The organism is bacterium, assembly GCA_021372615.1.
Classification (GTDB): domain Bacteria; phylum Armatimonadota; class Zipacnadia; order Zipacnadales; family UBA11051; genus JAJFUB01.
In genome coordinates this window covers 24,662-38,811 of record JAJFUB010000128.1, presented here as the reverse complement: position 1 = coordinate 38,811, position 14,150 = coordinate 24,662, and the positions used below count along the sequence as shown (strand labels likewise).

Below are 14,150 nucleotides of genomic sequence, written 5' to 3'. Positions count from 1 at the left end.
GGTCACCGACCGCGACGATGGCCTTCCGGTCGCGGTCGGTGACCGCTCCCACGGGCCGGACCCCGCGACCAGACAGCGGCATTGCGGCGAGGGTGAGTCGCCCCTCCGGGGCTCCGACCAGAGTGACCAGAGGGAGGGGTGGGTGCGCATGGGGTCGGGGGCTTCCGCCCCCGCCTATACTGAGTCGGCCCTCCGGGCCTCGCGCCGACGCGCGCCTGGCATCGTCAGTGGAGAGGTGCGTCGTCGCCGTTAGCGCCGGAGGCGCGGCTCAGCCTAGGCGGGGGCGGAAGCCCCCGTCACGCGGCGCCCCCTCCTACCTCTGGGCGCCGTTGAGCGCCGGAGGCGCGACTGGACCCCGACACTTGAGCGCGATAGGGAAGCCATGCCTGACTTGACCAAGCTCACCCAGGAGAACTCCGACCGCATCCTCGACATCGTCGGGGACCTTGGCACATGCACAACGCAGCAGGTGCAGGCCGAACTGCTCAAGCGCCACGGCCTCGACGCACCCGTCGAGCAACTCGAACGCTACATGGAGTTCCTGCGCTCGGGCTTCCCGCGCAAGCTGGCGCATGCCGGGCCGGGGCGCTGGAACATGGTGGACCTGGGATGACGCGCGTGGGCGGGTTCGTCCTCGAACCCGCTTCGTCACGCGCCATGGTGTCTGCGGGTTCGGTGACGAACCCGCCTACGTGAGGATGGGAGGGCATGACATGAATCTCGCACAAGTCGGCTGGTGCTGGGAGGGGCAGGGGCTCGACCCCGGCGTGCACCCCTCGATCCTCGGCTGCGGTGACGGCTGCCGATTCTTCGGCCTCACGCACGCCAACTACATGTTCCACCCCAACACCGAGTTCGCCATGCAGCACCTGTCATGGCTGGACGAAGTGACTTGCGACATCGCCAAGTGGGAGTTCAGTGACACGGAGCGCGGCGGCAGCCGGCACTCGGTGGACGGTCGCCCCGAGCGCGTGCTGGCGGAGGCTAACCTGGTCAGCCAACTGTCAGTGAAGTTCCCCAACATCACCGGGGCCTTCCATGACGACATGCTGGGCCTGGCGCGGCGCGAGCAGATGACCCCGGAGCGCTACGGCGAGGTGTACGCGGCGGTCAAGAGCGCCAACCCAGCGCTGAAGCTGTGGGTGGTCGTCTACACGCACGAACTCGAAGCGCCCGAGTGGGCCGACTTCGCGCAGTTCATGGATGTTGTGAACCTGTGGGTATGGAAGTCCGAGGAGCTGGTGCAGCAGGACGAGGGCATCGCGCGCTGCCGGGAGGTCTTCCCCGGCAAGCCGATCATGATGGGGGCGTACCTGCGGGACTACACGATGGTCGCGCCAGTGCCGATGGACCGGGTGCAGGTGCAGTGGGAGTCCATCGCGCGGAACCTCGAGGCCGGGATGCTGGACGGCTACTCCATCCTGTCGGCCAACCTGATTGACGGGCACCTGGAACAGGCGCTGTGGATCAGGGACTTCATCGCGGCGAACTCGTAACGTCAACGTCAACGGCGTCCTCACCCCTTCCCCTCTCCCTCGGCCCCGGTACGGCTGGGGCCTCCGTAGAGGGGTACCCCCGGCGCCGCTCTGTGGCTTCGCAGCCATGGAGCGGTCGCATGGCTCCCCTCTCCGGAGCGGCCGTATGCGAGGGAGAGGGGCAGGGGTGAGGACGCCGTCTGCCGTTCTCCCTACTCCACCTTCACTTCCTTCCCCTTCTCGCCGCTCTTGTAGATCGCGTCGAGGATGCGCTGGGTGATGAGCGCCTGCTCGCCGGGCACCGGTGACGGCTTGTCCTTGCGGATGGCGTCAATGAAGTCGCGCACCTCGCCGTGGTGGCCGCCCGGCTCGGGGAACTTGTAGATCTCCGGCTGCACGCGGTCCAGCCGACCGCTGCGCTCCGTGACCATCGCCAGCGGCTCGTACTGGCAGCCGCCCTTCTCGCCGCAGACCGTCACGTTCATCGCCGTCTGCGGGATGTTCAGCGCCCAACTGCACTCCAGCGAGATCGTCGCGCCGTTGGCGAAGCGGATGAGGCTGAAGGACGAGTCATCCGGCACCGTATACTGCTTGGGCGCGAAGGGGTTCAGGGGCGACTTCTTGCTGGCGAGCTTGTTGTAGACACCCGCCGACACGCTGACCGGCTCGGGGAAGTCCATCAGCCACAGGGCCAGGTCCAGGACGTGGACGCCGATATCGTAGATCGGCCCGCCCTGCGACAGCTCCTTGGAGACAAACCCGAGGCGGCCGGGGATGCCGCGGTTGCGGATGTACTGGGCCCGCGCCCAGTAGATGTCGCCGATGACGCCCTCGTTGACCCACTCCTTCATCATTGCGCCCGCTCGGATGAACCGCAGCGTCTGGCCGACCATGAAGAGCTTCTTGGCCTTGTGGCCGGCAGCGATCATCTCCCGCGCCTGCGCGGCGCTGATGGCGATGGGCTTCTCGCACAGCACGTGCAGGCCGGCGGCGAAGGCATCCAGCGTCGGCTGGCAGTGCCACGAGTTCGGCGTGCAGATCGAGACCATGTCCAGCTTCTCTTTGGCGAGCATGTCGCGGTAGTCGGAGTAGCAGTGCTTGGCGTCCAGGCCTGCGGCACCGGCGAAGGTCTCCAGGACCTGCGGCGCGACATCCGCGGCGGCGACGACTTCACACTCGTTGCTGAGTGCCTGGTAGGCAGGCAAGTGAGCGCCACGGGCGATGCCGCCGGCGCCGACGAAACCGACTCTGAGTTTGGCCATGGGTGATCCTCCGGGGACTGGAATGGGGGAGAGGTTCGGCGGCGAGGACGGAGGACCTGCAGCACGGAGGAAAGGGGCTCAACCAGAACCACCACACCCCGGGGGTAGCCCGGGGTGCGGTGGCTCAGGGGAGAGACTGCGTTGTCAGCGCCAGCAAGGGCCTCCGGACCAGGGGCCGTAGGCATAGCCGCGATCAGCGCGGTACTGGTCATGGCGCCCGTCGCCGTAGCCGCTGCCGTAGCCTCGGTCATAACCCCGGCTGTAGCCTTCGTGGCGGCCCACGTCGCGGCCATCGTACCAGCCGTCGTGGTAGCCTTCGTTGTAGGCGCGGCCCGGCGGCACCCACTGGCCGCGCGGCGGGGGATCGTAGCGCCGGTACGGATCGCCCGGGGGCGGGCCGCAGTGGCGTGGGCCGTGATCGTCATCAGCCAGCGCGGCGCCGATGAGGCCGCCGATGATCATCCCCGCGATGACCTCGCCAGTGTGGTTCCTGTCCGCGGCGGCCGGGGTTGCCGCGGGCCCCAGCAGGACCGTCCCCACCACCGCAATCACCAGCATTACGGGTAGACAGCGTGCAAACATCTCCATCACTTCTCCTTTCATCACCGCGGAGCATCGCGGCACTGGCTGCGGACAGACCGAACCGGGTTCCCCCCGGCGACATGCGGCCCTAGTCGTAGGGCCACTTGTACTTCAGGTACGTGCCGCGCAGGCGCATCGGGGCGCTGAAGCGGTAGTGCGGCTGCTTCTCATACCAGTACTGCCCCGGCAGGCGGCGCTGGGTGTAGACGGTGTCGGGATCCAGGTCGTTGCCCCCGGCCGCACAACGGTCGCCACAGTACGGGCACACGTCCTGCCCCGGGTAGTGTGTGTGGCCGCACTTGGCGCATGGCACCGGCTGGCCATACGCCGACTCGTTCAGCGGATAGGCAGAGTTCTGGGAGGGTGTGTAGTACCAACCGGGAGCGGGATCACGCCGCAGTTCGGTCCAGCCCTCGAAGCCGCCACGGTACCACATGCGCAGCGGAGTCTGCGCGAAGAGCGGCCCGGCAGCCACGATGACCACCAAGATCGTTTGCGCAATCCGTGAAAGCATATTAGACTACCTCCAGTGCGCGCTACGCGCGGCCTACTAACGTCCATAGTATAGACAGTTATTCGTACTACTGTCAATAGTAATTTTGCGAAAGCCCCCCATGACTACACCGCAGCGTCTACCCCTGCTCTATGAACTCGAACTGGACGGGCTGACTGCCTGGCTCAAGGAGCGACGGCAGCCTGCCTATCGCGCCGGCCAGATCTTCGCCTGGGCCTACCAGCGCAGCGCCGCCAGCTTCGCCGACATGACTGACCTGCCGCGCGACCTGCGCGCGCAACTGGAGACGGCCTTCCGCTGCGGCCCGCTCGTGCCCGGTGCCGTGTCGCAGAGCGAGGAGACCACCAAGCTCCTGCTGGAGCTGGCCGACGGCCAGACAGTCGAGTGCGTGCGCATCAGCATGGACGGCAGCTACACCGCGTGCGTGTCCAGCCAGGTCGGGTGCGCCGTCAAGTGCGCCTTCTGTGCCACGGGGCAGCTCAAGCTGCAGCGGAGTCTGACGGCGGGGGAGATCATCCAGCAGGTCGTCACGATCAACAGCCTGGGCGAGCGCGTGCGCAATGTCGTCTTCATGGGCATGGGCGAGCCGTTCCACAACTACGCCAACGTCGTGAAGGCCGTGCGGCGGCTGATCCTGCCCGAGGCCTTCGGCATGTCACCCCGGCGGCTGACCATCTCCACCTCGGGCATCGTACCGGGCATCCATCGCTATGCCGATGAAGGGCCGGCCACGGAGCTGGCGGTGTCACTGAACGCCGGCAGCGACGAACAGCGGCGGGAGCTGATGCCCGGGACGGCGCGGTACACGCTGGCGCAGTTGTTGGAGGCCTGCCGCCACTTCTCCGAGGCCCATGGCGGCCGCCCGGTGACCTTCGCCTACGTGCTCATCGAGAGTGTCAATGACTCGTTTGATGATGCCGAGCGCCTGGGCAAACTCCTCAAGGGCCTGCCGCACCATCTGAACGTGATCCCTTTCAACGAGGTATCCCACGCTCGATTCAAGCCGCCGGCCTATCCGCGAGTGAGTGCCTTCGTACAAGCCTGTCGGCGGCACGGGCTGAATGTGAGCCTCCGCCACAGCAAGGGTGGTGACATAGACGCCGCCTGCGGACAGCTACGCGCACGGGGGGAAGGGTAGGGCGGGTTCGGGATTCGGGACCCGGGATTCGGGACACGGCGTGCGGGGGCGCGATGGGGGGACTGGGCTGTGGGGGCGGTGGGAGCGCCGGAGGCGCGACTCAGTCTAGGCGGGGGCGGAAGCCCCCGTCATGCGGGTCGCCCCCCTCTTCGTCCCGACCCATGCGAAAAGCCGCTGCAACTGCAGCGGCCTGAAAGAAACGCTTGGTTGGCTGCCGGGCAAGGACTCGAACCTTGAATGGCTGATCCAGAGTCAGCTGTGTTACCATTACACCACCCGGCAACGGAGCAACATCATACACAAGGCGGGGGCGGGAGTCAATGCCTTGATGCGGCTCTCGTGCCGTCCCCGGATGAGCGTGGAATCCGTTCATGAAGGAGGGACAAGATGGCAGTTCAGACCCTCAGACGTCGTATGGCGCCGGGCCTGGCGTTAGTGCTGGCCTGCGTGGGCATGTTCGGCCTGGGGCGGCTGGTGGGGGGCGGGGCGCCGGCGCTCCACCCGGCCGCGGTCTGCGCCGCGGAGCAGCCCGAGGCCCGGGTCGAGGCAGTATCGGTGTCGGGGCTCGATGGCGGCCGAGTGACCGTGGCGGACAGGGAGGTGGCCGTCCTGGCGGTGGCGTCCGGCGACGTGAGCGGCTACGAGCGGGCCGTGATCGTCGCGGACCGGATCAACCGGCAGATCCGCGCCGGCCTCCGCGCGGCCGATGTCCTCGTGCAGACCAGCCAGGGGGCGTATGTCATATCAGGGCGCGAGGTCTCCCTGGTGACGGTGACCATCGAGGACGCCCGCGTCCTGCAGGAAGGCCAGCAGGCTCTGGCTGAGCGCTGGGCCGGCAACCTGCGCGAGGCCCTCGGCGGCCCGCGCGAGGCCGCGACGACTACCGAGAGCACGTGGCAGCCGTCCGAGCCGTATGAGGACAGAATCGTGCCCATCCTGAGCCTACTGGAGGGGACGCGCCTGGGCGTGGCCCGCGTGAACGGCCCCGAGAGCCGGGTGGAACGCACCCAGGCCGTGGCGCAGTTCAGCATCGACTTCCGGAAGTTCCTCGAGATCGACATCTACGTGCCGATCTCCACCAAGACACCAGGCAAGCAGCTCGACCGCGTCCAGGGCGTCGGCGTGACCGGGCTGGGCGACCTGAGACTCTAGGGAAGGGGCGATGAGCATGATGAAGCGCAACAAGTGGACGTGGCTGGCGGTGATGCTGCTGATGTGGGCCTTCCTGCTCGGCGTCGGCACGGCGCCGAACCCCGTGCAAGCCCTGGACCTGGGTGGCAGCATCGGCGATCTGGTGAAGATCTTCGGCATCGGGTGGGTGGTCGAGCACTTCTCCGGGCAGATCAACAAGGCGATCAATAGCGCCCTGGCCCAGCATGATGCGGCGGTGGAGGGGTACACGAAGGTGGTGCCGATCATGCGGCTGGGGGGCGGCAAGGGCACGGCAGTGGGGGCCGCGCAGGTGATGGGCCCCAAGGCGCAGGTGGACAAGGTGCGGGCGGTCGGCGAGGTGGAGCTGAACCTCCTGGGCACGGTCCGCGCGCGCGGCCTGCTGCCCATCAGCACCAAGAACTCGCTGAGGACGGTGCCGGGCGTCGGCGTCTCGGCGAACATCAAGTTCCCGATCTAGGCGGGCCCCGGCGGAATCACAGGCGCCCGGCCACTGTGGCCGGGCGCCCGAGGTCGCTGCAGCTCGGCACACCGTCTACTTGCCGACCTCCAGCTTCAGCTCCGCGACCTTGCCCGTCTTCGTGGTCACGAGGAGCGTGACCGTTCCTTCCTTCGCAGTCAGCAACTCCACCGGGTACAGGGAGTACACATCCTTACCGTCCTTGACGTCCTTGGAGACCTTCAGGGCTTTCTCTCCGAACGTCACCGTCGCGATGTCGGCCGGATCAAGCTTGTCTGTCTTCTCCAGGATCATCATGCCGGCTTGTCCCACCGTCAGGGCTGGCTTCTTCGCCGGCTTGGTCAGTGAGAAGATGACCGGCGTCTCCCCCTCGCGGTACACGACGAGCTTGTCGGCGCGCCCGGCGGTCTCCTTGGGGACAGCGATATGCATCAGTGAGGCGCTGACCGGCGTGATCTGGGTCACCTGCTCCCCGCCCATGGAGATGCGCAACGGCCTCCTGGGATCCTGCTGAAGGCCGCCGCCGACCACAGCGTACACCTGACGCTTCTGCTCATCCTCGCCCACGGGTGTCACGCTGTCTATACCCAGGGGACGGGGCTCCCACGCCGAAGGAGGTGGTACGTCGCATGTGATCCGGCAGACGTCGCCCACGCACAGGCGTCCCACCTCGAGCACGCGGGCATCGCGCAACGCCTTGGTTTCGCAGGTCAGGCTCAGTTGCGCTTGTTCGGCGCACGCATTGGCGTTCAGCCGGGCGAAGGCGTAGTAGGTGGAACCCAGCTTTGCGTACCAGGGATAGCCGATCTCTGAACTGTCCCAGAACCTGGTCTTCGGCTTCACTGTCAGCTCCACGCGGGTGTTGGTGGCATCAACGGGATAGACCTTGGCCGCCGCACTCAACTGGTAGTTGGGGGGCTCGGGATCGCCATCGCCGCGCTTGTACTCATAGACGGGATTCACATAGCCATAGGGAGACGCCAAGCCGACGGGATTGGCGGCCAGTTCGTCCACCGAGGCCGAGAAGGCGAGGCGGTGGTACCCGGTGCGGATGAGGTCGGGCTCCCGCACCGTGCGTGCCCCGATCACGACGGACGTATTCTGGTCGAGGTCCGCAGTGTCCAGGACTACCATGGCCCTATCGGCGCCGGCTGCTGTGACTGTTGCTCCGCTGCACAACGGCGATCGTCGCTTGCGCATCTCCTGGGAGGAGGGCACGGCGACGACGGCCTTGTCGGGCAACGCGTCCAGGCGGTCGTTGAGCATGTAGTCGCCGACGGTCTTCTTCTTGGGGTTGAAGCGCTGCCATGAGACCTTGGCGCTGACCTGCAACTCGCAGTCGTCTTCCTGTGTTGCCGGCAGGGCCAACGCCACGTAGACATCACGCTTCCCCGGCACGATGCTCTTCCGCCCCAGAACCGGACGGAACTGCCATCCGAAGCTGACTGTGCCCTCCGCGGTTGGCGGCTTGAGTAGGGCCACCGTATCGGTGTCACGCACCAGGTACAGCGCGCTGTTGCGGTTGCCGAAGAGCGCGCCAAAGCCGATCAGGTTCACCGCTGCGCCGAGACCGAAGTCGCTGGTCTTGCTGGTCAGCATCGAGGCATTGTAGGTCTTGTCCTCGGGGAAGATGCGAATGACGGCCAGGCGAGGTCCGGGCACTTCCGTGGTTGTGGCCGGTGGCTTGGCGCTGACCGTGAACTCGACATTGGCCACCGCCTCCGGTAGCGGGTTGTCTATGCTGACCTGGAAGCCCAGAACCGCCTTGCGCCGCAGACGACACGCGAGCGCCGTCTGGTTGCCGTTCTTGTCCGTGACCCGCAGGACCTGGAACCGGTCACTGTCCGACTCGTCCAGCAGCAGGCGCAGGTTGGCGATGCGGTAGCTCAGCTCCAACTGCTGCGCCAGCAGATCGTGGCCGCCAAAGCGCATCTTCTCCGTCGTGTCCGGGGTGGTTGCCTTCTGCACCTCCCCGGCCGCAGACAGTGTCGGTGCGGTGACGTCCGCGGCCTTGCCTCCTCCGACGTCGGGCCCCGTCAGCCGGAAGCTGTCGTAGCGCTCCTGGGCTGTGCTGGCCTGGCGTCCCCCCAGCGCCTCGTGGATGTCCTGAATGTTGAGCAGGGGCTTGGCGGCTGCCAGTTCGGCCACCAGGCTTTCGAGGCTGACGCGCATCGCCTCGTAGTCATACACCGCCGGGGCGCCAACCACGATGCCCGGGCGGGGAGGTTGAGGGACGCTCTGTGGCTGCGCGAGCGCCGCCGTAGACACCACGCACAGGACCGCGACGAGGAGCAACCCGTATCGTCTGTACATGCTCAGCCCTCCTCCTATGTCGGGACCACAATGTAGTCTCGTTGGCCGTCTGAGTACGCGGTACCCGTGATCTCCGCCTGCTCGTCGTCGTTGTACCGTCTATCCACCCACTGTCGGCCCGCCACGATCTCGGCATTGCCGATACTGCCCATGCCGCTCCACAGTACCACCAGCATGGCCTCGCGTGGATCCTCCCGTACCACCAGCCACGCCTGCTTGACGCCACCGTCCGTTGTCTTCCACACTCTGCCCTTGAACTTCTTGCTCTCTGCCATGGACGTTCCCCTCCCTATTGGTTCGCTCGCAGAGTCGCCTGAACAACCAACCATAGTCTACATGGCGAGGAAGGTCCGTCCCATCCGTATCCCTACGCAACTTCCCTCCGTATGCACACTCTAATAGCAAACGCCTCTGGCAGGCGTGCCTTGAACCGTGAGTAGGTGCCCCGTGAGCCAACTTGCCCCCATACCCCTGATTGACCTGAAGACCCAGTACAAGAGCCTGCGCCAGGAGGTCAACGCCGCCATCGGCACGGCGCTCGAAAGCATGCAGCTCTTCCTGGGGCCCAATGTCCAGCAGCTCGAAGGGGACTTCGCCGACTTCTGCGGCGTCAAGCATGCCATCGGCGTGGCCAATGGCACCGAGGCCCTGTCGCTGTCGCTGCGCGCCCTGGACATCGGGCGCGGCGATGAAGTCATCACCGTGTCGTGGACCTTCATGGCCACCATCGAGGCCATCGCCCATGTCGGGGCCACGCCTGTCGTGGTGGACATTGACCCGCAGACCTATTGCATGGACACCAGGGCCCTCGCGGCAGCCATCAACCACCGTACCCGCGCCGTCATCCCCGTTCACATCTTCGGCCACCCGTGCAACATGGACGAGATCGTGGACCTGTGCGAGCCGCGGCGGCTGCGGATCATCGAGGATGCCTGCCAGGCCCATGGCGCCCGGTGGAAGGGCGAGCGCGTCGGCTCGCTGGGCGATGCGGCGGCCTTCAGCTTCTACATGAGCAAGAACCTCGCCGGCTACGGCGACGGCGGGATGATCACCACCAAGAGCGACGACGTCGCCAAGCGCGTGCGGGCCCTGCGCGACCACGGACAGGCCGAACGCGGCGTGTTCAGCGAGGTCGGGTACAACTCGCGCCTCGACGAGGTCCAGGCGGCGGTCCTGAATGTGAAGTTCAAGCGCCTGAAGCAGTGGAACGAGGCCCGGCGGCGGGTGGCGGCGCGCTACAACGAGTTGCTGGGCAAGCTCGACGTGGTCTTGCCGTTTGAGGCCCCGCAGGCGGAGCATGTGTACCACCTGTACACGCTGCGCACGCCCAAGCGGGACCAGGTTGCCGCGGCGCTGCAGGCAGCGGGCATCGGCTTCGCGACGCACTACAAACAGCCCCCGCACACCCACCCGGCCGGGGAGCAGTGGGGCCTGGGCCAGGTGAACCTGCCGGTCACGATGCAGTGCGCCCAGGAGGTCATCCAGTTGCCGATGTACCCCGAGCTGACCGACGAGCAGATCGAGCGGGTGTGTGAGGTGGTGGGGGGGGCGCTGTAGAGACACCCATGAGCAGGCGCGGGGGCTCTGGCCGGCGAAGGTGACTTCGCCGGCTAACTCGCTTCGGTAGGCAGGTGACCGGAATGCGGAAGATGCTCGTGGCGTGGGCCGTGATCTGGGCGACGGCGGGGCTGGCGGCGGACTGGCAGTCGTCCCTCTGCATCGGCAACGGTGGGGTGTGGCGGCAGCGGATTGCCGTGCAGGTGCGCAACACGGGAGCGCAGCTCCTGCCGGGCGAGCTGGTGGAGCTGAAGGTCGGCACGGGCGCGGGGCAAGTCCCGCTGGCTGGGGCGACCGTGGACGCCCTGCGCGTGTGCAACGAGGCCGGCACGGAGTATTTGTACACCGTGCAGGACGCCGCGGGGCAGATCGTGAAGCGGGGGCCTGTGCCCGCCGGTGGGAGCCTGTTCTTCGCCACGGATGTGCCCGCCGGAGGGGAAGCCACCTACACCGTCTACTTCGACAACCCCGCGGCATGGGCTGTCCCCGACTTCCTGAACGCCGGCAGCGGCGTGCGCAACCCCGGTGTCGAGGCCGGCTCGGGGGACACGCCGAGCGGGTGGCGCCATGACGCCGCTGACAGCCAGCACCAGGCTTCATGGGTGACAGAGAACCCCCATTCGGGCCAGCGGTGCCTGAGGACCGTCGTGGCGGCGGGGGCGCCGTCCACGTGGATCGCCACGCGACAGAGCGGCCTGCACCTCATCCCCGGCGGCAAGTACACCATGACCGCGTGGGTCAAGGCGCAGGACGTGGTGGGCAATGCCGGCTGGTATATCCACGTCGGCAACTCGACCCAGTCCATGATGATCTCGCCGATGCTCAACGGCGGGGCGGGGACATATGACTGGAAGCAGGTACGGGCGGAGTTCACCGCCCCCGAGGGCGCGAACCTCGCCGACCTGGGCACGGTGCTGTATGGCACCGGCACGGCATGGTTCGACGATGTGACGCTGGAAACGGACGCCCGGCCGACGCTGACGGCGACGGTCGGGCTGGTCGAGAAGCTGCCGCTGAGGGAGATTGACGAGCCACCCACCTGGAAGCGCGGGTGGCAGCAGCGCGCTCCGATCCGCGTGTTCAACTGGGCCGCGGAGCCCCGTCGGGTAATGGTGGCCGTGGACACGGGCGGGCTGGTCCCGCGTGGCACGCTCAGCGGTGCTGTCTCCGGGCGCACCATCATGCAGGGCGAGCGGGAGCTGCCGCGCGGGGTACTGGGGGGCCTGCTCGTCTTCCAGGCGGACCTGCCGCCGCGCAGCATCGTGACGTACTACCTGGTGCTTGGCGGCATGCGCTCCGCCGAGCCGCCGGGGTCGGTGCTGTCCCTCGACAGGCTGCTCGACAGTCCCGTGAACCTCGCCAGAAACGGGAGCTTCGAGCAGGGGGACAAGCTGCCGGACGCCTGGCCTGGCGGGGCGGAGGGAGAGAAGCCGGCCGGAGCCATGCTCGGCTTCGACACGCCGGGGTTGGTCGGCAAGCGGTGCGTCAAGATCCACGTGCCGCACGACGCCAAGCCCGCCTGGACCGGCTGGCGGCAGGATGTGCCCGTCGAGCCGGGTCGGACGTATCTGTACTCGGCGTGGCTCAAATGTGAGGACCTCAAGGGCAGCCTGCAACTCCACGCCCACAAGCGCACCGCAGCGGGGGAACTGTCCAAGGACAACCCCTACACGAGCGCGGGGCCGGCGATCTCCGGCACGACCGGCTGGACGCAACTCGCCGGGGTGTTCACGATGCCCGCCGATTGCCGCATCTTCCAACTGCACCTGACGATGAACGCTACCGGGACGGCATGGCACGACGGTGTGCTGCTCGTGGAGACGCAACGGGGCGAGCTGGGCCCGTTGCAGGGCCGACCGGCCAGGGGGCTTGAGGTGTGGCCGGTGCCGGCGGTGGTCAAGGTGTTCAGGCATGATGTGAACCCGGGCGGTTCGCGGTCGGTGACCGCTCCCACACAGCAGGCTGCCGCCACACAGCAGGCTGCCGCCCTACAGGTGTCGCTGGCGCGGAATGAGTGCGAGCCGCTGCAACTCGCGATCCGCTCGGACCAGGCGCTCTCGCAGGTGCGTCTGGTGGCCGGCGCGCCGGTGGGGCCGGGCGGCAAGAGGCTGCCCGCGCCGACTGTGAACGTGGTCGGCTACGTACCCATAGACCACGCGGGCGGCTACTACAGCAGCAAGCTGGAGGACTGGCAGCGGCGTCTGCCCGGTGGCACGGGCGGGTCAGATGGCTTTGCGGGGATGTGGCCCGATCCGCTGCTGCCGGACCGTGCGTTTGACGCGGCGCCGAACCAGACGCAGCCGGTGTGGGTCACGTACCGGGCCCCGGCGGAGGCGACGCCGGGAGCCTACAGCGGCGCCGTGAAGCTCGTCCAGGGCGACAGGACGCTGTGGCAGGGGCAGGTGGCGCTGCAGGTGCGCCGGTTCGCGCTACCGGATCAGGGGCACCTCGCGGCGATCTACGACTGCCGACAGGGCGGGGGCATGTGGCGGCGCGAGGGGAAGACGCAGCAGGAGACGCAGCAGGACTTCTGGCAGTTCATGGCCGACCGGCGCGTCTGCCCCGACCGCGTCCATCCCGAGCCCAGACTGGGGTACAAGGACGGCCAGGTCGTGGCCGACTTCACCGAGTACGACAAGGCGGCCGCGTACTACTTTGATGTGCTCAAGCTGCCGCACAGCTACACGCCGGGCGTCTTCTACGGCTTCGGCTGGGGGCACCCGCCGTACGCGAAGTTCGGCGAGCAGCCCTACGAGGGCCAATACCCCTTCGAGGGTGTGGACCGCGGCAGACTGCGGCCCGAGTACAAGCGGGCCTACCAGGCTGTGCTGAAGGCCTACTGGGACCATGTGAAGGCGAAGGGCTGGGCGGACCGCATCGTCCTGTACATGTCCGACGAGCCCTATGACAGCCAGCCCGAGATCCGGGCACAGATGAAGGCCCTGTGTGACATGGTCCACGAGGTGGACCCGGCCATCCGCATCTACGTCAGCAACTGGCACGAGCAGCCCGCATGGGAGGGCGGATACCTGAACGTGTGGGGCGTGGGGCACTATGGCTGCTTCTCGGTGGAGAAGATGAGGAAGCTGCAGGCCGCCGGGGACACGATCTGGTGGACCACCGACGGACAGATGTGCACCGACACGCCCTATTGCGGTGTGGAGCGGCTGCTGCCCCACTATGCCTTCAAGTACGGCGCCAGGGCCTACGAGTTCTGGGGGATAGACTGGCTGACGTATGACCCCTACGAGTTCGGCTGGCACAGCTTCATCAAGCAGAGCGGCACGCCGGGGAAGATTGACTGCGTCCGCTATCCGTGTGGCGATGGCTTCCTGGCCTATCCGGGCAAGCCCATCGGGCATGACGGAGCGGTCAGCTCGGCGCGGCTGGAGCAGGCGCGGGAGGGGATGGAGGACTATGAGTATCTGTGGCTGCTGCGGGACCTGGTGGAGCGCGTGGGCGGGCGTGTCCCCACGCCCGCAGATGGCGGCGTGGGGACACGCCGCCCCACGCGGGAGGCTGTGGCCGCCGCCAAGGCCGCTCTGGCGGCGGCGGAGAAGCTGGTGGAAATCCCGAATGCGGGCGGACGGTACTCGACGAAGATCCTGCCCGACCCCGAGGCTGTGTACCGGGTCCGACAGCAGTGCGCGCAGGCGATCGAGGGGCTGATGCGCTAGCG

At 67.3% G+C, this 14,150-nt stretch carries 12 protein-coding genes and 1 tRNA gene; 7 read left to right on the top strand and 6 right to left on the bottom strand.

What is annotated here, in order from left to right:
- Positions 1-382: 382 nt before the first annotated feature.
- Together LLH23_19095 and LLH23_19090 are read left to right on the top strand one after the other, a co-directional pair.
- The gene (locus LLH23_19095; protein ID MCE5240571.1) at positions 383-613 is read left to right on the top strand and encodes a hypothetical protein; all 231 of its coding nucleotides are present in this window, start codon (positions 383-385) and stop codon (positions 611-613) included.
- Positions 614-713: 100 nt separating this feature from the next.
- Complete coding sequence (locus LLH23_19090) at positions 714-1,496, top strand: hypothetical protein (protein ID MCE5240570.1); 783 nt, start codon at positions 714-716, stop codon at positions 1,494-1,496.
- A 191-nt stretch (positions 1,497-1,687) separates the two neighbouring features.
- Here the strand turns inward: LLH23_19090 and LLH23_19085 are convergent, their stop codons facing one another.
- The 3 genes from LLH23_19085 to LLH23_19075 form a co-directional block, all read right to left on the bottom strand.
- The gene (locus LLH23_19085; protein MCE5240569.1) at positions 1,688-2,737 is read right to left on the bottom strand and encodes a Gfo/Idh/MocA family oxidoreductase; all 1,050 of its coding nucleotides are present in this window, start codon (positions 2,735-2,737) and stop codon (positions 1,688-1,690) included.
- A gap of 144 nt (positions 2,738-2,881) precedes the next feature.
- On the bottom strand, positions 2,882-3,325 hold the full coding sequence (locus tag LLH23_19080) for a hypothetical protein (GenBank protein ID MCE5240568.1): 444 nt from the start codon (positions 3,323-3,325) through the stop codon (positions 2,882-2,884).
- 82 nt (positions 3,326-3,407) lie between these two features.
- Positions 3,408-3,833, bottom strand: a complete 426-nt coding sequence (locus LLH23_19075; protein MCE5240567.1) for a hypothetical protein — start codon at positions 3,831-3,833, stop codon at positions 3,408-3,410.
- Between the two features lie 100 nt (positions 3,834-3,933).
- On the opposite strand from LLH23_19075, the gene rlmN reads away from it, so the two are divergent.
- On the top strand, positions 3,934-4,971 hold the full coding sequence (gene rlmN / locus LLH23_19070; GenBank protein MCE5240566.1) for a 23S rRNA (adenine(2503)-C(2))-methyltransferase RlmN: 1,038 nt from the start codon (positions 3,934-3,936) through the stop codon (positions 4,969-4,971).
- Positions 4,972-5,179: 208 nt separating this feature from the next.
- Here the strand turns inward: rlmN and LLH23_19065 are convergent.
- Positions 5,180-5,253: transfer RNA gene (locus LLH23_19065), tRNA-Gln, on the bottom strand.
- Between the two features lie 105 nt (positions 5,254-5,358).
- On the opposite strand from LLH23_19065, the gene LLH23_19060 reads away from it, so the two are divergent.
- Positions 5,359-6,123 carry a hypothetical protein gene (locus tag LLH23_19060; GenBank protein MCE5240565.1) on the top strand — a complete coding sequence of 255 codons (765 nt, stop codon included), beginning with the start codon at positions 5,359-5,361 and terminating at the stop codon, positions 6,121-6,123.
- 10 nt (positions 6,124-6,133) lie between these two features.
- Entirely contained in the window at positions 6,134-6,601 is a 468-nt protein-coding gene (locus LLH23_19055; protein ID MCE5240564.1) for a hypothetical protein, read from the top strand.
- A 75-nt stretch (positions 6,602-6,676) separates the two neighbouring features.
- Here LLH23_19055 and LLH23_19050 read toward each other — a convergent pair whose 3' ends face one another.
- Together LLH23_19050 and LLH23_19045 are read right to left on the bottom strand one after the other, a co-directional pair.
- Positions 6,677-8,914 carry a hypothetical protein gene (locus LLH23_19050; protein ID MCE5240563.1) on the bottom strand — a complete coding sequence of 746 codons (2,238 nt, stop codon included), beginning with the start codon at positions 8,912-8,914 and terminating at the stop codon, positions 6,677-6,679.
- A 14-nt stretch (positions 8,915-8,928) separates the two neighbouring features.
- Positions 8,929-9,189 (bottom strand): hypothetical protein, encoded by a 261-nt coding sequence (locus LLH23_19045; protein ID MCE5240562.1) that lies wholly within the window; start codon positions 9,187-9,189, stop codon positions 8,929-8,931.
- 172 nt (positions 9,190-9,361) lie between these two features.
- Here LLH23_19045 and LLH23_19040 point away from each other — a divergent pair, with 172 nt between their 5' ends.
- Positions 9,362-10,471 carry a DegT/DnrJ/EryC1/StrS family aminotransferase gene (locus tag LLH23_19040; protein ID MCE5240561.1) on the top strand — a complete coding sequence of 370 codons (1,110 nt, stop codon included), beginning with the start codon at positions 9,362-9,364 and terminating at the stop codon, positions 10,469-10,471.
- An 83-nt stretch (positions 10,472-10,554) separates the two neighbouring features.
- Entirely contained in the window at positions 10,555-14,148 is a 3,594-nt protein-coding gene (locus tag LLH23_19035; GenBank protein MCE5240560.1) for a DUF4091 domain-containing protein, read from the top strand.
- Positions 14,149-14,150: the final 2 nt, after the last annotated feature.

Bases quoted from the DNA above. Each gene is read 5' to 3' on its own strand.
- LLH23_19060 (MCE5240565.1), top strand. From the start codon at position 5,359: ATGGCAGTTCAGACCCTCAGACGTCGTATGGCGCCGGGCCTGGCGTTA.
- LLH23_19075 (MCE5240567.1), bottom strand. From the start codon at position 3,833: ATGCTTTCACGGATTGCGCAAACGATCTTGGTGGTCATCGTGGCTGCC.
- LLH23_19095 (MCE5240571.1), top strand. From the start codon at position 383: ATGCCTGACTTGACCAAGCTCACCCAGGAGAACTCCGACCGCATCCTC.
- LLH23_19090 (MCE5240570.1), top strand. From the start codon at position 714: ATGAATCTCGCACAAGTCGGCTGGTGCTGGGAGGGGCAGGGGCTCGAC.
- LLH23_19050 (MCE5240563.1), bottom strand. From the start codon at position 8,914: ATGTACAGACGATACGGGTTGCTCCTCGTCGCGGTCCTGTGCGTGGTG.
- rlmN (MCE5240566.1), top strand. From the start codon at position 3,934: ATGACTACACCGCAGCGTCTACCCCTGCTCTATGAACTCGAACTGGAC.
- LLH23_19080 (MCE5240568.1), bottom strand. From the start codon at position 3,325: ATGGAGATGTTTGCACGCTGTCTACCCGTAATGCTGGTGATTGCGGTG.
- LLH23_19045 (MCE5240562.1), bottom strand. From the start codon at position 9,189: ATGGCAGAGAGCAAGAAGTTCAAGGGCAGAGTGTGGAAGACAACGGAC.
- LLH23_19085 (MCE5240569.1), bottom strand. From the start codon at position 2,737: ATGGCCAAACTCAGAGTCGGTTTCGTCGGCGCCGGCGGCATCGCCCGT.
- LLH23_19035 (MCE5240560.1), top strand. From the start codon at position 10,555: ATGCGGAAGATGCTCGTGGCGTGGGCCGTGATCTGGGCGACGGCGGGG.
- LLH23_19055 (MCE5240564.1), top strand. From the start codon at position 6,134: ATGAGCATGATGAAGCGCAACAAGTGGACGTGGCTGGCGGTGATGCTG.